General features: G+C 49.0%; 15 protein-coding genes. 6 read left to right on the forward strand and 9 right to left on the reverse strand.

Annotation, left to right across the window (positions count from 1 at the left end):
• The first annotated feature begins 87 nt into the window (after positions 1 to 87).
• A complete protein-coding gene (locus tag G441_RS18365) occupies positions 88 to 1,845 on the forward strand; it encodes an aromatic amino acid hydroxylase (RefSeq protein WP_205622173.1) in 1,758 nt (585 codons plus the stop codon).
• 5 nt (positions 1,846 to 1,850) lie between these two features.
• The gene (locus tag G441_RS0109610) at positions 1,851 to 2,450 is read left to right on the forward strand and encodes an NADPH-dependent FMN reductase (RefSeq protein WP_026376161.1); all 600 of its coding nucleotides are present in this window, start codon (positions 1,851 to 1,853) and stop codon (positions 2,448 to 2,450) included.
• Positions 2,451 to 2,518: 68 nt separating this feature from the next.
• Here G441_RS0109610 and G441_RS0109615 read toward each other — a convergent pair whose 3' ends face one another.
• The 4 genes from G441_RS0109615 to glmU form a co-directional block, all read right to left on the reverse strand.
• A complete protein-coding gene (locus G441_RS0109615) occupies positions 2,519 to 3,415 on the reverse strand; it encodes a dihydrodipicolinate synthase family protein (protein WP_026376162.1) in 897 nt (298 codons plus the stop codon).
• Positions 3,416 to 3,441: 26 nt separating this feature from the next.
• Positions 3,442 to 5,274 carry a glutamine--fructose-6-phosphate transaminase (isomerizing) gene (gene glmS, locus G441_RS0109620; protein WP_026376163.1) on the reverse strand — a complete coding sequence of 611 codons (1,833 nt, stop codon included), beginning with the start codon at positions 5,272 to 5,274 and terminating at the stop codon, positions 3,442 to 3,444.
• A 3-nt stretch (positions 5,275 to 5,277) separates the two neighbouring features.
• Positions 5,278 to 6,051, reverse strand: coding sequence for a DeoR/GlpR family DNA-binding transcription regulator (locus G441_RS0109625; protein ID WP_026376164.1), 774 nt, complete (start codon positions 6,049 to 6,051; stop codon positions 5,278 to 5,280).
• 135 nt (positions 6,052 to 6,186) lie between these two features.
• Complete coding sequence (glmU, locus tag G441_RS0109630) at positions 6,187 to 7,548, reverse strand: bifunctional UDP-N-acetylglucosamine diphosphorylase/glucosamine-1-phosphate N-acetyltransferase GlmU (RefSeq protein WP_026376165.1); 1,362 nt, start codon at positions 7,546 to 7,548, stop codon at positions 6,187 to 6,189.
• 167 nt (positions 7,549 to 7,715) lie between these two features.
• On the opposite strand from glmU, the gene G441_RS0109635 reads away from it, so the two are divergent.
• The gene (locus tag G441_RS0109635; RefSeq protein WP_026376166.1) at positions 7,716 to 9,143 is read left to right on the forward strand and encodes a sensor domain-containing diguanylate cyclase; all 1,428 of its coding nucleotides are present in this window, start codon (positions 7,716 to 7,718) and stop codon (positions 9,141 to 9,143) included.
• Positions 9,144 to 9,146: 3 nt separating this feature from the next.
• Here G441_RS0109635 and G441_RS0109640 read toward each other — a convergent pair whose 3' ends face one another.
• The 3 genes from G441_RS0109640 to G441_RS0109650 are packed head-to-tail and all read right to left on the reverse strand — an operon-like array spanning position 9,147 to position 11,865.
• Positions 9,147 to 10,031, reverse strand: coding sequence for a DMT family transporter (locus tag G441_RS0109640; RefSeq protein WP_026376167.1), 885 nt, complete (start codon positions 10,029 to 10,031; stop codon positions 9,147 to 9,149).
• Positions 10,028 to 10,519, reverse strand: a complete 492-nt coding sequence (locus G441_RS0109645) for a methylated-DNA--[protein]-cysteine S-methyltransferase (protein WP_026376168.1) — start codon at positions 10,517 to 10,519, stop codon at positions 10,028 to 10,030. Before G441_RS0109645 ends, G441_RS0109640 begins: the two co-directional genes overlap by 4 nt.
• A complete protein-coding gene (locus G441_RS0109650) occupies positions 10,516 to 11,865 on the reverse strand; it encodes an AlkA N-terminal domain-containing protein (RefSeq protein WP_026376169.1) in 1,350 nt (449 codons plus the stop codon). Before G441_RS0109650 ends, G441_RS0109645 begins: the two co-directional genes overlap by 4 nt.
• Before the next feature lie 189 nt (positions 11,866 to 12,054).
• Here G441_RS0109650 and G441_RS0109655 point away from each other — a divergent pair, with 189 nt between their 5' ends.
• The 3 genes from G441_RS0109655 to G441_RS19290 all read left to right on the forward strand — a co-directional run bounded on the left by G441_RS0109655 (position 12,055) and on the right by G441_RS19290 (position 14,779).
• Entirely contained in the window at positions 12,055 to 13,227 is a 1,173-nt protein-coding gene (locus G441_RS0109655; protein WP_026376170.1) for a serine hydrolase domain-containing protein, read from the forward strand.
• 108 nt (positions 13,228 to 13,335) lie between these two features.
• Positions 13,336 to 13,872, forward strand: a complete 537-nt coding sequence (locus G441_RS0109660; protein ID WP_034474785.1) for a methanogen output domain 1-containing protein — start codon at positions 13,336 to 13,338, stop codon at positions 13,870 to 13,872.
• The gene (locus G441_RS19290) at positions 13,853 to 14,779 is read left to right on the forward strand and encodes a GGDEF domain-containing protein (protein WP_051275463.1); all 927 of its coding nucleotides are present in this window, start codon (positions 13,853 to 13,855) and stop codon (positions 14,777 to 14,779) included. Before G441_RS0109660 ends, G441_RS19290 begins: the two co-directional genes overlap by 20 nt.
• Position 14,780: 1 nt before the next feature.
• Here G441_RS19290 and G441_RS0109670 read toward each other — a convergent pair whose 3' ends face one another.
• Together G441_RS0109670 and speA are read right to left on the reverse strand one after the other, a co-directional pair.
• A complete protein-coding gene (locus tag G441_RS0109670; RefSeq protein ID WP_026376172.1) occupies positions 14,781 to 15,248 on the reverse strand; it encodes a hypothetical protein in 468 nt (155 codons plus the stop codon).
• Between the two features lie 71 nt (positions 15,249 to 15,319).
• Complete coding sequence (gene speA, locus G441_RS0109675; protein WP_026376173.1) at positions 15,320 to 17,245, reverse strand: biosynthetic arginine decarboxylase; 1,926 nt, start codon at positions 17,243 to 17,245, stop codon at positions 15,320 to 15,322.

Raw genomic sequence — 17,245 nt, forward strand, 5'->3', positions numbered from 1 at the left:
AACTCTCCGTCATTTATTGTCTTCCCCGTCGAGCCCATTAGACTCTGCGTCAAATTACTGACCTAACGCTCGATGAGGAGAGTCAGAGTGCGCACCCAGCAGCAAGTGATAGACAGTCTTCCCCAGCATCTTCGCCCTTTTGTTGCGAAGCAGGACTACGACAGCTACACCCCACGTGATCAGGCTATCTGGCGATTCCTGATGCATCAGTTGGTAGAAAATCTAACCAACACCGCTCATCCACTGTATTTGCAAGGTTTGAAAGGCACAGGGATCAGTGTCGAATATATCCCCAAAATCGAAGAAATGAACGCTAATTTGGAGAAAATCGGCTGGCGCGCAGCGGTGGTGGATGGGTTTATTCCTCCCGCTATTTTTATCGAATTTTTAGCACATAGAGTGCTTGTCGTTGCCGTAGATATCCGCTCTATCGACCATATGCTGTACACACCCGCACCGGATATCATTCATGAATCAGCGGGTCATGCACCGTTCATTATCGATGTCGATTACGCTGAATATCTGGAAAGAGTGGGTGATTTTGGTCGTCGCGTTATTTCGGATCGCGGTGACATCGAAACGTATGAAGCCATTCGTGCCTTGTCGATAGTCAAGGAGTCGCCAAAAGCAACCCAGGAAGACATCGATAAGGCGGAAAAAGTCCTCAGCGACTGCATCGAAAAATACAAAGATACCAAGCCCTCAGAATCGACCTTGCTATCACGTTTGCAGTGGTGGACGACTGAGTATGGATTAGTTGGCGAACCGAACGATTATAAAATATATGGTGCAGGCCTTCTATCGTCGCTCGGTGAGAGTGTGAACTGTCTTGATGACGATAAAGTGAAAAAGATACCGCTGACCATCGATGCTATTGCGACTACCTACGATATTACCCGCGAGCAACCGCAACTGTTTGTCGCTAAAAATTGTCGCCACCTGTCACAAATTGCCGAAGAGTTTGCCAAAAGCACCTGCTTTTATAAGGGTGGAACCGAATCCATCCAAACGGCTATCGACGCCCAAACGGTTAATACTGCGGTATACAATTCCGGGCTTGAGGTTAGCGGCCAGTTCACCGCCATGCGCACTGACGCGACCGGCACTGCTACCTATATCAACACCACTGGCCCTACACAGCTAAGCTACAAAGAAAAGCAAATGCGCGGCCATGGCACCGACAGACATCCACATGGATTCGGCAGCCCTGTGGGCAAGGTACAGGCCATGGACAAATGCCTGTCATCCTACAGCATTGATGATTTAAAGCTGTTTGATATTGAAGTCGGCAAGCGCGCGACGCTGGAATTTTTATCCGGTATCAGGGTTGAAGGTCTATTGATGAGCATCTACCGGCGGGACGGTAAAAACCTGTTATTTACTTTCGATGAATGCACAGTAACTGCACTTAATGGCGACGTTTTGTTTGATCCTGAGTGGGGCGAATACGATATGGCCGTTGGCCAGGAGATCGTGTCTGTTTATGGCGGCTCTGCAGATCAGTCAGCATTCCCGCTTTATAAGCAGCCTTCCAATACGGCTACCGTCTCAATTGATTACGATGAGCAAACCAAAACGCTGTTCAGCCTGTATAAGCGGGTGCGCGATCTCAGACAGTCCGAGCAGACTGATGTCAAAATGGTTGAACAGCTCTGTCAGGACATTCAGCAAAGCGGACACGATGAATGGTTGTTGCTGTTTGAACTGGCTGAACTGTGTCATCACACCGGCGTTGAACATCAATCGATCAAGCAACAGCTTATTGCAAAGCGTGAGACAGCCAGCGGCCAGACCGTACAGCTACTCGATTATGCCTTAAACAGAATGAATACATGGGAGCACTAACAAGAATGAATAACGTTACCATCGTCACCGGCAGTCATCGCCGGGACTCAGAGAGCGTAAAAATCGGCCGCATGATTGCAGAGAAATTGCAGCATCACGACAACTGTCAAAGCGCCGAACTGATTGACCTATCTGATTTTGCTCTGCCTTACTGGAAGGAAAGCTACAGTGAATCTGAGCAGGCGGAGATTGAGCGTGTTCGCAGTCAACTGCAACGCTCCGATGCGTTTGTATTTGTCATACCAGAATGGAACGGCATGGTACCCGCGGCAATGAAGAACTTGTTTTTATTGTACTCAACGGCGGAGTTTGGACATAAACCTGCGCTGATCGCATCCGTGTCTGCCAGTATCGGCGGCACGTATCCAATTAACGAAATGCGTGCCACGTATAAAAATTCGCGCATTTGTTACTTACCAGAGCACCTGATTTATCGCGACGTCGGGACGATTTTCAACGGTAAAAAAAATGACAATAAGGATGCTGAAGCGTACATGTCTGAGCGCACCGATTTTGCCCTCAACTATCTGATGCTATACAGCGATGCGCTGAAAAAGGTCAGAGACAACGCGCCAGAATATGGTGATTTTGGCAACGGCATGTAGTCTCAGACCACGAAATTTCACGCTTTACTTGCGGCTCTGTAGTGAGCCGTTGTTTGTCGAGGTATTGGTCAGATAAGTCCATGCGCCAGCATGAATGATTGTAGAACTTCCCTGTCTTGCACATTTAATGGTTTTAGCGGGGCGGGCAGGTTCTGCTCTTCGCTAATACCGAGAATCGATGCGGCGGTTGCCATCACCCGCAAACCACCTTTACTTTTTACAAATAAATCCCACATTGGCGAAAAGCGTTCGGATTCTGCCTCGGCAGTTTGCGCGTGGCCGTCACGAATCATGGTTATCCATGTTTTCACGGTATGTGGAAACAAACCACCGAGCACAGACAACCATAAATCGCATCCAGCAGCCAACCCCGCCACACCGAATTTATCTCCACTTACACCAATCGCCATATTTTGTGGAAGTAACGCTCTAAGCGTCTTTATGCGCTGATGTCCCTTTTCATCCGCAAAGGGAGAGCCGGGAATTTTTATTGCCGCAATGTTGGGTAACGCGCTCAGTGATTTGTACAATTCATCACTAAACTCAAAGCCTGTTACGCCGGGATTTTCATAAATGCAGAGCGGAACAGATAGTTGTCTACAGACTGTTTCATAGAGCGAATACACTTCTTCATCATGCAACCGGTGATATGACACCGGAGCCAGTAACAACGCATCGACACCTGCTTTTTGAGCCGTTTCAGCCTTGACCAGTACATCCCGTGTGGTCAATGCACCAATGCCCACCATTACCGGTGTGTCACCCGACAGCTCAACAGTTTTGCGAGTGATGTGGCGATATTCATGCTCGTTGAGGTACGGATACAAGCCGGTTGAACCAAGCGCACATATTGAATCAACACCGCTATCCAGTAAGCGAACAATAATTTTTTCAAACGCAACCAAGTCCAGAACGCCTTCGTTAAAAGGCGTGAATGGAAAAGCCGCGAGGCCTGAGAAGTTCAACACTGCAACCTTAAGTTAGTGAGCGCTTACTCTACTGTCACTGATTTGGCCAAATTACGAGGCTGGTCAACGTCGGTACCCTTGATCAGCGCCACGTAATAGCTAAGCAGCTGCAAAGGGACTGTGTAAATGATGGGCGCAATAGGCGCTTCACAGTGTGGCACGTTAATAACGCGCATGGTCTCATCACTCTGGAAGTTAGCCTGCTTATCGGCGAATACATACATGATGCCACCACGGGCACGGACTTCCTCAACGTTGGACTTAAGCTTCTCCAAAAGTTCATTGTTAGGTGCCACTACGATTACTGGCATCTCATCATCGATCAGCGCCAGCGGCCCGTGCTTCAGTTCGCCTGATGCATAAGCCTCAGCGTGAATGTATGAGATCTCCTTTAATTTCAACGCCCCTTCCATGGCAATCGGATACTGGTCACCACGTCCGAGGAACAGGCTGTGATGCTTGTCGGCGAATTCTTCAGCCAGATCTTCAATACCTTCGCTCAACAATAAGGTTTCTTCCAGCTTCGCCGGCAGACTTTGCAGAGCAGAGATAATGGACTTACCGTCTTCTTCACTAAGACCGTTGTGTTGACCCAGTGCTAGCGTCAGCATTAAGAATGCTGTCAGCTGAGTCGTAAAGGCTTTAGTCGATGCAACACCGATTTCAGCGCCGGCTTTGGTCATGAAGGCTAAGTCAGACTCGCGAACCAGTGACGAGCCAGGCACGTTACACACGGTTAGACTGCCCATATAGCCGAGTTCTTTTGCCAGACGCAGCGCCGCCAGGGTATCCGCGGTTTCACCTGATTGTGAGATGGTGACCAACAGGCTGTTGGGCTGAACAAACGATTTTCGGTAGCGGAATTCAGAGGCAATTTCCACGTTGCAGGACACGTTAGCGTACTGTTCAAGCCAGTAGCGCGCTGTCATACCTGCATGGTAGCTGGTACCACAGGCGATAATCTGTACATGTTGCACTTTTGCCAACAGCTCATCGGCGCCCTGTCCAAAAATGCCTTCAGCCAGCCCATTGTCCAGTAAACGTCCTTTTAATGCATTACGCACCACCGTAGGTTGCTCATGGATTTCCTTGAGCATGTAGTGGCGATAACCACCTTTGTCGCCGGCGTCATGTTCAACAACGGAGTCAACAATGTCGCGCTCTACAGGGTTACCATCAATATCGACAATTTTGACAGTGCGTCGGGTGATTTCCGCTACATCGCCTTCTTCCAGGAAAATAAAGCGGCGCGTCACTGGCAACAAAGCAAGCTGATCAGAGGCAATAAAGTTCTCACCCAGACCCAGTCCAATCACAAGCGGCGAGCCCGAGCGAGCAACGACAACCCGGCTCGGGTCTTCTCTATCCATCACCACCGTGCCATAGGCACCATGAAATTTCTTCACTGCTTTTTGCACAGCGCTGAGAAGATCATCGCTGCTTTTCAGTTCTTCATGTACCTGATGCGCAATCGTTTCAGTATCTGTATCGGAGGTGAAGGTATAGCCCGCATTATCAAGCTGCTTGCGTAATTCCAGATAGTTTTCAATGATGCCATTATGCACCACCGCAATACGGTCACTGGAAAAATGTGGGTGGGCATTGGCTTCCGTCACGCCACCGTGGGTGGCCCAGCGAGTATGTGCAATGCCGGTTGCGCCAAGTGCGCTCTCGTTAGCCACGGCGTCCGCCAGTTCCTGCACTTTACCGGTGCGACGTAAACGGGTCAGATTGCCATCACTATCAAGCAGCGCTACGCCAGCCGAGTCATAGCCGCGATATTCAAGACGTTTGAGTCCTTCAAGTAAAATTTCTACAACGTTACGCTCGGCAACGGCACCCACAATACCACACATGGTTTAGTCTCCATTTAACGTGGCACATAGCACGGTTACACCATGTGCCTCTATCATTTGTTTAGCTTCAACGCTAATTCGTTCATCAGTGACCAGTGTTGTCACGTCAGACCATGGCAATTCAACATTCGGAATACGATGCTGCAACTTAGTCGATTCGGCAAGCACAATAACCTGATCTGATACTTGTGCCATCGTTTGTGACAGGCTGGTCAATTCATTGTAAGTTTTCGTGCCCAACTGCAAATCCAGTCCGGCGGCACCAACAAACGCTTGATCAAAACTGTAGGCCTTTAACATCTGTTGCGCCAGATTGCCCTGCAACGAAGAGGATTGCGCGTCCCAGGTTCCCCCCGTCATCAATAACTTATGACCCGATTCCTGAGCGAGAAGTGTTTGCGCAACCTGAAGGGAGTTGGTCATCACCACAAGATTAGATTTATCAGCAAGATGCGGAATCAGGCTAGACGTCGTGCTACCACTGTCGATCACGATCCTGCTGCTGTCTTTGACCAATCCAGCAGCCAATCGGCTGAGCGCCAATTTAAAGGGGTTGTCTTGTGTATTTGTTTCATCAGGCTTGGCTGGAGAGGCTTTTACCGCGCCGCCAAAACGCCTGACCAACAGCGATTGAGATTCCAATTCGCTGAGATCTTTTCTTATCGTGACTGCAGAGGTGCCGAATTTTGCCACCAGCTCATCGACATCCACCTGCCCCTGTACTTCCAGGAGGTCAACTATGGCTTGTCGACGAGATTGGGTGTCACGTTTATACATTAAAAGTCAGGCTGTCTTTTCAAAAAGAAACGAGATAATACCCTTTATTATTCGAAACGCAACTTCTTAGTTTCACAACGAAATTAAAGTCGTAAAATAAAAGCCGCGGTATGCGGCTTTTGGACAGTCCTGTTTTCAGCTCTTTTTCTGTGGTCGCTGCCATCCCTGAATATTTCGCTGCTTACCACGGGCAATGGCGAGTTCCTCATCGGCGACATCTTTTGTGACCGTCGATCCGGCTCCAACCGTCGCATTTTTGCCAATTTTCGTAGGTGCAACCAGCGCACTGTTTGAGCCGATAAACGCACCGTCACCTATTTCAGTTTTAAATTTATTCACGCCGTCATAGTTGCAGGTTATTGTACCCGCGCCGATGTTTGCGCCTTCACCCACTATGGTATCGCCCAGGTAGGTCAGGTGGTTAGCTTTGGAGCCTTTGCCCAATACGGTCTTTTTCATTTCAACAAAGTTGCCGACCTTGGCCCCTTCATGCATCACTGCACCGGGACGCAGGCGAGCGTATGGACCGACGGTACAGTGTGGACCGACCTCGGCGTCTTCAATCAACGAGTTAGCCTCGATTTGTGCGCCGTCTGCGATGACACAGTTACGTAAAATACAGTTTGCGCCAATGGTTACATTGCTACCAATCGACACCTTTCCTTCAATAATCACGTTAACATCAAAGACAACATCTTCACCGACGCTGACCTCTCCACGCACATCAACTCGGGCAGGGTCCATCATCGTTACCCCTTGCATCATCAATGCGTCAGCCTGACGGCGTTGAAAAGCGCGTTCAATCGCGGCTAACTGCTTACGATTGTTAATGCCCTCGACTTCAATAGCGGATTCAGGATGCGAGGCTTTGATGACTTTACCTTCGGTAGCAGCCATTGCGATGACGTCGGTCAGATAAAACTCGCCCTGTGCGTTATTATTATCGAGTGCACCCAGCCAGCGTTTCAAATCAGCCCCTGCCATCATCATCATACCGGTGTTGATTTCAGTTATCTGACGCTGCTCATCAGTGGCATCTTTGTGCTCAACAATTGCCACCACATTATCGCCCTGACGCACAATACGTCCCATCCCGGTGGGGTCATCGAGGTGCACCGTCAACAATGCCAAATCAGACTGCTGCTTGACCTGCATGAGCTGCTGTAATGTCTGTGCCTGAATCAGCGGAGCATCACCCACCAGAATCAGCACGTCTTCATTGTCATTTATTTCGGGTACGGCCTGCTGCACAGCATGCCCGGTACCAAGCTGCTGCTCCTGCAGGCACCAGTTGACCGACTCATTTGCCAACGCCTGCTTTAGCTGGTCTGCGCCGTGACCATAAATCAGATGTACATTATCAGCGCCAAGCTCTCGCACCGTATCGATGATGCGCTGAACCATGGGTTTGCCACCAATCGGGTGAAGTACTTTTGGTAGCGATGATTTCATGCGCGTGCCCTTGCCGGCCGCGAGGATAACTACAGAAAAGCTCATATTTCGTCCTGAAAGTCATTATTGGCTGTATTGTATAGAAGCGGTGAATTCAGACAACTGTGAACGAAAATAAACTTATGCAAGACTATTACGAACACAGCATAAGTGTGTAATCATGGTGCAGTAATGAGGGTTTTATCCTACTTCGTCATTAGGGAAATGAAGACGTGAATCTGTTCAAAACGCTGCATCGATCGATTCTTTCATTGTTTATTATCGTAGTGGTGTCGATCGTTACGCTTGTCCATTTCAGCATGTCGAAAATTGTTGCTGAACAGAGCCGGGAGCAGCAGCAATCTCTTTCTCCAGCCTTCTCATTGATCGTTGAGCAGCTATTTGAACCCCTGCATATTGCACAGACGTTAGCCAAATCACGAGAGCTTATCGAATTGATGAGCGAACCTGAGCCAGATGAGACACAGATGTTCACTATGCTCAGCAGGCTCAATCAAGAATTTGATATGAAGTTTTTCATCGCCAGCGACGTGGCACGACGTCAATACAACTCAGACGGTACGACCCATGAACTGGTGCGCGGCGAGATCTCCTGGTATTTCACGTTTCGCGATGTCGATACGGATGCTTTTGCTGATATAGGAAAATGGGAAAATACCCACTTTTATATCGATCTGAAAATTTATGACGATGCCGGTCGCTTTGTTGGTTTTTTCGGTGTTGGCAAAAGTCTGGAAAGCTTTTTGCAAATCTTTGATGACTATAAAAAGCAGTTCGGTTATGACTTTTTCTTCGTCAATCCGGATGGCGACATCATGCTCACATCCGAGCCTGAGCTGGTCGCCAGTCAGGCGCAATTTCGTAACATGCAGGACTTAAGCTGGTATCAGGCGCTCTCTGATGAGCAGAAGCAGCAGTCGTCCTTGAATAATTTGCTAGTCAACTACAGTGGCAGTGAATACCTGATTGCTGAAATGAACATTGATCCATTCAACTGGACGTTATATCTGCTTACCCCTCTGGAACATCGTCAGGCACAAATCAGCCGCGCGTTTATCTTCAGTGTCGTGGTGTTATTGGTCGTCATTTTCGCGTTATTCCTACTTATCTATAATTTATTGTATTACTTCAAGCAACGGGTCCGCGATGAGCAGGAGTTTAACCCGCTGACGTTGTTGGCAAATCGTAACGCCATGCAAATTCGCTACAATGAACTCATGCAGGAGCACAACAGCATCAGTGTTATGTTAGTCGACATCGATCATCTGGCCAGCGTAAACCAAACCTACGACGAAGCCACCGGTGACGAGGTGCTACGCAAAGTTGCTGGATATTTACAGGAAAAGCTGCCAATACAAGCCTATATGGGGCGCTGGAACAGTGAAGAATTTGTTATTTTGCTGCCGGACATTGGGCCTCATGATGCATATGAAATGGCGCAGCGATTGCGAACCGGCATTGCCTCCATGCAGGCCAGTAGCACCCATCCGGCGCTGCGCATTACATGCAGCTTCGGTGTCTCGTTTACGTCTACGTCACGAACGATGCAGGATCTGGTCGCCCGGGCAGACGAGGCGGTATATCGGGCGAAGCGCGATGGCTGTAATCTGGTGCGTACGCAACTGCTGGACAGTCCTTAATGCTCATTGCTGAGCTGTTTTTTGCCGACGTGAAATCATCCCGGTACTGAGCGCCACGCCGATTAGCACAATTGTCGCGCCCAACGCGATGCCCGGAGTAATGACTTCTCCAACAAAAAGTACACTCCAGAACACGCCAAATACCGGCACCAGATACGCCACCGTCATGGCGTTGCCCGCGCCGATATTGGTAATTAAATGGAAGTAGAGAATGTAGGCAAAGCCAGTTCCGAAAACGCCCAGTGCGGCGGCGTTGGACCATGCATGTATCGTAATGTCTGACGCAGGCCAGTATAAAATAGCAGTTGGCAGTAGCGCTATCGCTGCAAAAAGTTGGCTGCCTGAGGCAACCACCATGGATGGAACGCCGGTGAGATGCTTTTTCGTGTAGCTTGCCCCCACCCCATAAAAAAATGTCGCACCCAGCGCACTGGCAATAGGTAGCAACTGCCAGGTGCCGGTCAGGGCATTTTTTTCAAGACTCAGAATGCACACACCAGAAAAGCCCAGCAATAAGCCGATGACCGCTTTCCAAGTCAGCTTTTCATGTAGATATAACCACGCCACTAAGACCCCGAACATGGGTGCAGTGGCGTTCAGGATAGACGTGAAGCCCGCATCTAAAAACCGCATCGCGTAGGCAAACAGGCAAAACGGAATCGCCGTATTCACTAAGCCTACGATAAAGATAGGTTTCCAATGCGCGTAAAACACCTTTGTTAAACGTAACTTTACCAGTAGAGGTATAAGCATCAAGGCTGCGATCAGGGTGCGCACTTCAACCAATACGAACTCCCCCATCTCCATCACCGCACCGCGCATAAACAGGAAGGATGCGCCCCATATGGCCGCCAGTAGGATAAGTTCAGCGGCGAAAATCGGTTTCAAAGTGCTAAGCTCCGTTGATGATGTTCAAGTTCGAGTAGTGCTTTTTTGCGTGCCAACCCACTCGCATATCCGGTCAGACTGCCGTCAGCGCCAATGATGCGATGACAGGGGATCACAATGGCAATAGGATTACGACCATTTGCTGCCCCGACTGCTCGCACGGCGTTGGGGTTTTGCAGTGCAACCGCAATATCCCGATAGCTTGCAGTATGCCCAAACGGAATGTTCTGCAATGCCTGCCATACTCTTTTTTGAAATGCCGTACCCTGCGGTGCAAGAGGCAAATCGAAACATAGCAAGCGCCCGTCAAAGTAGTCTGTCAGCTGCTGACTGGCAAAATTGGTTAATGAATTACCGCCGTCCGAATGAATGGGATCATCCGTAAATTCAATACCTTGAATAAACTCATTCGTCGCCCTGATCGCAATGTTACCCAGTGGTGAATAAATGCATTCGCGATAGGTTTCACATACCGGCCTGGTTGTCATGCCATACTCCAAAGCTGTAAGGTTAGATAGCTTCGCCAGGGCGCGGCGCGCTGTGCAGTTACCCGATGCTTATCTATCTGTTTTTTAATCACCAGATCCGACTCCAGCCATATGTCCGGCGCGGACTCACCCCGTAATTGCATATATGCAACGGTCCAGGGACCTATTCCCTTAAGTTGCAGCCAGTCTTGCGGCGAAGCCGCATCAGCATGAGCGGCCATATGCTGGGCAAAGTGTCGTAAGGTTTGCCTGCGACTGTCAGGCATCTTGAGCTCTTGTAACGGCGCGTCAGCGACCTGCTGTGGCGTTGGAAAGTAGCGTCTGTCATTCTCACGCCTGCCAACATGCATTACCAGTGTATTCAGAAGCTGATGCGCTGCTTTAACAGACACCTGCTGCCCTAGAATGGCCCGACAGCCTGCTTCAAAGGTATCCCAAACACCAGGAATACGAAGCCCATGTAATATATCCTGTGACGCGACTCCGGCAGACAGCAGCGCACTCTGAATAAGTATGGGATCGCACTGCAAATCCAAAATTCGTCGAATTTTCGTTAGCAAGGGCTTAAGCATGCGAATGTCATCCAGCTCAATCTCTACATCGAAGTAGCATCGCTGATCATCAAAAGTAGCCCTGAACCATCCACGCACCTCTCCAAACGTGACATGTCTGGCATAGCTGTTGTCAGTCACCTGCTCTACTTGCTTCACCATGCGCCGTGCGAGGAAGTCTCTGATAAACGGCCACGCGTACGGCGGTCGAAAGGGTAGTGTGACCCTGATATGCTGTCCATTAACGTTACGCTTCCGCTTGCGTATTTGCGACGGCGTAAGACCGGTGATTGACTTCATGTGTGTTTGCAGTCTTCGCGCGCTTGTAAAGCCACTAGCCTGCGCAACCTGCTCTACACTCAGTTGTCCCTGATGCAGCAGCTGTTTGGCAAATAAGAGCTGTTCGAACAGACGATATTGTTTAGGGCTGACACCAATGTGCCGCTGCAGCAACGCGCGAAAGTAGCGGTCGGTAATACCAAGTCTGTCAGCAATCTTCTTAATATTCTGCTCAGGATTGTCTGTCAGCAATCTGAGACCACGTTCAACGGTGGTATCTACGCCCCGCCAGGCCGGCGATTCTGGTGCACTATCCGGGCGACAGCGTAAGCACGGGCGATAGCCAGCCTGCATAGCCTGATGTGCAAGTGCATAATACTCAACATTATTTTCAAGAGGCGGCGCGGCTGGGCAAACTGGACGGCAAAATATACCGGTGGTTTTGACAGCAATAAAAAACTGTCCGTCAAAACGCGGATCGCGACTTAATCTGGCCTGCCGGTATTGCTCGCTCATACATAAATAAAGTCAGTGAAACATGTCAGCCAGTTTACTGTAGTTGATGAAAAAAGTGCGCTGAAATCGGAACTCGCTGTTAACCTCACAGTCTTACCTGCAGTTTGCTATTCAGCACGAATAACCGGACAATAAGCAGCACTCAACGACGACATAGCCAACATCCCCAAAACAAAAACGATAAATTGCATGAAGTTCTTACGATTTACTCTGTTGCTGCTTAGCGTGGCGCTACTTTTTTCCGCCGCACCAAACACCTATGCCGCTGCAGCATCGCGGGCTTGGTTTAATGACTTCGCTGCCGAGTTCACACAGTCTGCTCGCAAATACAATGTGCCTGGCTTCGCTATGTTAATGATTGATGGAGATAACCCTGTACAGATTGTTACCTGGGGAAAAACGCATCAGGGCGGCGCGAATATCGACGAGCTTACCCTGTTTCGTCTGGCATCCGTATCTAAAACATTTACGGCTATCCTGATGGCTAAAATGGTGGAAAATAAGCAAGTAGACTGGGAAACATCGCTCACACAGCTCGTGCCTGATTATCGCTTTGGCCCCGTTGACAAACCAATGCGCTTACGTCACGTGATAGGGCAGTCCAGCGGCTACATGCCGAATGCCTATGACAATCTTATTGAAGCAAATTACTCCGTCAAACGCGTATTAAATCAGCTTGCTGACCTACAGCCTTTATGTCAGCCCGGACAGTGTTACACCTATCAGAATGCTTTGTTTGGCGTGCTGGAACAGTATTTTTCAGCACAGAATACGTCGTATCACAGGCAGCTTACCGAACAATTACTGCAACCACTCAATATGCCAACAGCCAGCGTCGGCAAAGGGGCGTTACTGGCATCTGAAAACTGGGCACGGCCTCACATTGCCATTGCTCGCAATAAGTGGCGCGAGGGAATGGTTGAGAGTGACTACTATCGCTTTTCGCCGGCTGCCGGGGTAAACGCCAGTATCACAGACATGGCTATCTGGATTGACGCCTTGTTAGGCCGCTACCCTCAGGTGGTTAGTCCTGACGTTATCCAGCAGGTCACCACGCCACAGGTCAAGACCAAACGTGAATTAAACAGAAGAGGCTGGAAAGCCTATCTGAAAGATGCACACTATGGCCTTGGTTGGCGCTTGTATGATTTCGATGGCAAGCCCCTGTATTACCATGGCGGCTGGGTCAAAGGATATCGTGCTGATGTTGCTGTCGCGCCTGAGCATGATGCTGGTTTCGCGCTACTGATGAATGCCGAATCCAACCTTATCAACACCATTACGGCGCAATTCTGGCACCGTTATTTTCGTCAGGTTGAACGTCGGCAACTGGCCAACGCTGCGACAAGTACCAGTAACTAGCCTTACATTATACGGGCGTATGCGCAGTTATACGTGTAAATAAAATCTGATTAGCTGCGTTATGACTACAATAAGAAGTCGCCTCATACTTTGGTATACAACGCATCTATGCAGCGGATCCCGATTAAAAATCTCAACCTAGACCACGATCAGCCGTCATTTTTTAAAAAGCTGGTGATGGAACTAGGCTCTACGCTTGAAGACGTGGTTGGCGTGGAGGAAGCCTCTGGCTTTATTAGCATCGTTGGAACAACTATCGGTCAGGACATAAACGCGCAGTATCATCATGCTTTGCACAACGAAGACCATTTGAGTATTGAGCAAGTCGCCGACATCCTGGTTGATCTTAAGGCTCGTATAGGCGGCGCCTTTGAGGTCACACACCTGTCTGCAGACCGACTTGAGTTGACCAACAGCGCCTGTCCTTTTGGCGAAAGCGTGGTTGGCAAAAGCTCATTATGCATGATGACCTCCAACGTGTTTGGTCGGATTGTCGCTGATAATCTCGGTTATGCACGGATCAGCCTGCCGGAAACCATTGCTAAAGGTGATGGCGGCTGTAAGATCATTGTTCACTTGCAACATACAAAGGAAGTACCTGCTGACTCACGAGAATATTTTGAACATGTCAGCGACACAGAGTGATCTCGCCGTTCCTGGCTTCACGGATATTGTTGAGGCACTGTCTGAACCTGCATTGTTATGCCGCAGAGGCGGCGAAGTCTTAACTGTCAATCGAGCGGCCAGACGATACCTGCAACTCGGCTATAGCGCACTGCAGCACATAGGCGACCTCCCGTGGCAAAAGAAACATAAGCTCTATAACTGGCTGCAACTGGCACTTATTCAGGATAGCACGGTAAAAGGCAAAGCCATCCTGGACATTTCCGGTAATCAACAATGGTTACACATATCCTGTACTGGCGTGAAACATTCCACTACCGGGGTACCTGAATGGATTATGTTGCGCATATCCAGTAATCAGAACAGTGCGGTATTCCGGTTTAAAGAGCTGACGATGAAATTTGCGTCACTGAATAAGCAGTTGAAAGTGGAAAAGCATCACTCTTCCACTGATCCACTGACTGGATTACGTAATCGTCGCTTTTTCTACCACATCATGAAATCCCGCTATCAGGCCCATAACAACGCGCGCTTTATTGGCAGTATTTGTTTAATTGACATCGATCACTTCAAAAAAGTGAATGACAGACTCGGCCATACAGTTGGCGATCGTGTGTTGATAGAAGTGGCGGATGAACTGCGCAGGCAGTGTCGGCGCGAAGATATTGTCTGTCGCTGGGGTGGTGAAGAATTTTTGCTTTTTTTAGCCTATTCGCCACTATCTGAATCGGCCAATGTATTGCAACGGATACAGCAAGCCATCAAAGAGCGGGTTCATTGTGAGGCCGAGCAACCATTCAAGATCACCGTCAGTGCAGGTTTGGTAGAACTTGACCGCAGCCTGGATGACGCGATTAATCTGTGTGACGATGCTTTGTATGCTGCAAAACAAAATGGCCGCGACAGAATCGAAGTGAAAACTTACTGAGCTAACCCTCTGCGTGATCAGACTGCTTTAACTTTCGCTTTTCTTTTATGTGTGCCAGCGTAGAAACCAAATAGTATTTAGCATCGTCAATACTGTTGAATGCCAGTTTTTCTATTGGTGAGGTTACTCCACACGCGCGACGGGCTTTATCAACCTGTGCAAGTCCGACTTTTGAGGGCATGCAATACGCTTCTATCAAGCAGCCGTAATGAGTGCACAGACGATAGGTGTCTGCATAAATCTGCTCAACTTCCGGTAGTGCGGCCACATAATCCTGTGAGGAACTTAAGTATGCCCAGCCATCATTCGGCAAATGAGGCTGAGCATCAGTGACAGACTGATGAAAGGCTTTAGCGATACGCAGCGTACAGGCCCCAGAAAACTCTGCAATAAAAATGGCATCCTGCACGGTCACCTTAAGAGAACCGTTGCGCTCGCGAATGTGTGTAATAACGACTGCTTCAGACATACGCTGCGATCGTTACATATTTAACCAGTTTGCTCAAATAACGTTTTTTGTACAAAAACGCAGCATTACCCTTAGATTTTTAAATAGGTATAGCCGCGCAGGCAATCTTCGTAAAAATCAGTCCACTTAACTGCTTCTCGAGGGCGCATGGTGCCTTTTGAGATTTGCGCGTCGATCATGCGCTTCATATCCCGGGCCATCGCGGCGGGGTTGTACTGCATAATATCCAGCACACTTTCGACCGATGAGCCGTGCACCACCTCTTCGATATAGAAATCCTGGGGATCATCATCATAACTGAATACGTGCACTTCATTTAAGCGCCCGAACAGGTTATGCATGTCCCCCATTACATCCTGATACGCACCGGTCAGGAACATACCGATGTAGTAGGGTTCTCCCGCTTTAATTTCGTGAAGCGGCAGCACGTCAGATACGCCCTGACCACAGACGAAGCTGTCAATCTTGCCATCACTGTCACAGGTAATATCAACCAAAGAACAGTTAACCGTGGGTTTTTCATCCATTCTTGTTAATGGCACCACGGGTAGTACCTGATCGATTGCCCAGGTATCCGCCGCAGACTGAAATACGGAAAAATTGCACAGGTATTGGGATGACAGGTTGTAATCGAGTTCCTGTAATTCTTCCGGTACAAAATCAGCGCCAGCATAGTGCTGCTGCAAAATGGTCATTATCTGCCAGTACAGGGTTTCGATTTTACCCAGTTCATCAAGACTGATGACGCGCAGTTTAAATGCGTCGGTGGCCTGCTCTTTCCATTGCGATGCATCGTTGAAAACTTCCTGTAGATTCGACTCGCCGCCGCTTTGCAAACTGTCATAAAGCGCTCTGATATTGCGTACCAGGACATGCTCACCATCAATCTGCCGAGTATCAACCTGTGATGAATTTGCCTTGATTTCACCGACAATCTCGGTGATTACGCAGCTATGGTGAGCAGTCAGTGCCCTTCCACTCTCACTGACCAGATTGGGATGCGGCACGCCTTCCAGGTCACACATTTCCTTCATACCGTATACAACATCCGCCACGTATTCGGCCATGTTGTAGTTACGCGATGAATCACTGGTTGACTTGGTGCCATCATAATCGATACCCAGACCACCGCCGACATCAACGTACTCCAGTTCAAAGCCCATGCGGTGCAGCTCTGCGTAAATACGTGCACCTTCAGAGACGGCCTCTTTGACAGCACGGATATCGGTAAGCTGGCTGCCTATATGAAAATGCAACAGTTTCAGGCAATGGTCCATGTCATGCTCACGCAGATAGCGGGCAGCATTGATGATTTCACTGATGGTCAAACCAAATTTTGCTCTGTCGCCGCCTGAACTTTCCCATTTGCCACGACCTTTGACTGTCATCTTAGAACGTAAGCCAATTAAAGGTTCGACTTGTAGCTGCTTGGCCTGCTTGACGACAGCGAGCAGTTCAGAGAATTTTTCTACTACAACAATAATTTTGCGACCCAGCTTGCGACCCAATAGCGCCAGCTGCATAAACTCAGTATCTTTGTATCCATTAAGGATAGTCAGCGATTCTTCATTGGTGTTATGTGCAAGTACTGTCAGCAGCTCTGCTTTGGAGCCCGCTTCCAGCCCAAAGTTATAATCAGTGCCAGCGTCGACGATCTCTTCGACTACCTCTCTCATCTGGTTAACTTTGACGGGGTACACGCCCATGTATGAAGCCTGGTAATCCGCTTCTTTAATGGTCGACTGGAATAACTCGTTCAGGTTGGCTACCTGAGAGCGCAGAATATCGTGGAACCGCACCACGACAGGCAGCTGAATACCTTCGTGAATGATTTCATCCAATACCGCTTTAAAGTCAATGCGAACGTCAGGGTTCTTAAAATCTGGCATAACGTGCAGATTGCCATTCTCGCCAATTTCAAAATAGCCAGCGCCCCAGCGCGATACGCCATACAATTTTTCAGCGTCTTGAATTGTCCAGTCAGAGGTATCTTTCAA

Origin of the sequence: Aestuariibacter salexigens DSM 15300 (assembly GCF_000429145.1) — a bacterium.
In the GTDB taxonomy this organism is placed as follows: Bacteria; Pseudomonadota; Gammaproteobacteria; order Enterobacterales; family Alteromonadaceae; genus Aestuariibacter; species Aestuariibacter salexigens.

What these genes read in the sequence shown, in the direction of transcription:
- G441_RS0109610 (WP_026376161.1), top strand. Translation starts at nt 1,851, where the DNA reads ATGAATAACGTTACCATCGTCACCGGCAGTCATCGCCGGGACTCAGAG.
- glmS (WP_026376163.1), bottom strand. Translation starts at nt 5,274, where the DNA reads ATGTGTGGTATTGTGGGTGCCGTTGCCGAGCGTAACGTTGTAGAAATT.
- G441_RS0109625 (WP_026376164.1), bottom strand. Translation starts at nt 6,051, where the DNA reads ATGTATAAACGTGACACCCAATCTCGTCGACAAGCCATAGTTGACCTC.
- glmU (WP_026376165.1), bottom strand. Translation starts at nt 7,548, where the DNA reads ATGAGCTTTTCTGTAGTTATCCTCGCGGCCGGCAAGGGCACGCGCATG.
- G441_RS0109645 (WP_026376168.1), bottom strand. Translation starts at nt 10,519, where the DNA reads ATGACAACCAGGCCGGTATGTGAAACCTATCGCGAATGCATTTATTCA.
- G441_RS0109650 (WP_026376169.1), bottom strand. Translation starts at nt 11,865, where the DNA reads ATGAGCGAGCAATACCGGCAGGCCAGATTAAGTCGCGATCCGCGTTTT.
- G441_RS0109655 (WP_026376170.1), top strand. Translation starts at nt 12,055, where the DNA reads ATGAAGTTCTTACGATTTACTCTGTTGCTGCTTAGCGTGGCGCTACTT.
- G441_RS0109660 (WP_034474785.1), top strand. Translation starts at nt 13,336, where the DNA reads ATGCAGCGGATCCCGATTAAAAATCTCAACCTAGACCACGATCAGCCG.
- G441_RS19290 (WP_051275463.1), top strand. Translation starts at nt 13,853, where the DNA reads ATGTCAGCGACACAGAGTGATCTCGCCGTTCCTGGCTTCACGGATATT.
- G441_RS0109670 (WP_026376172.1), bottom strand. Translation starts at nt 15,248, where the DNA reads ATGTCTGAAGCAGTCGTTATTACACACATTCGCGAGCGCAACGGTTCT.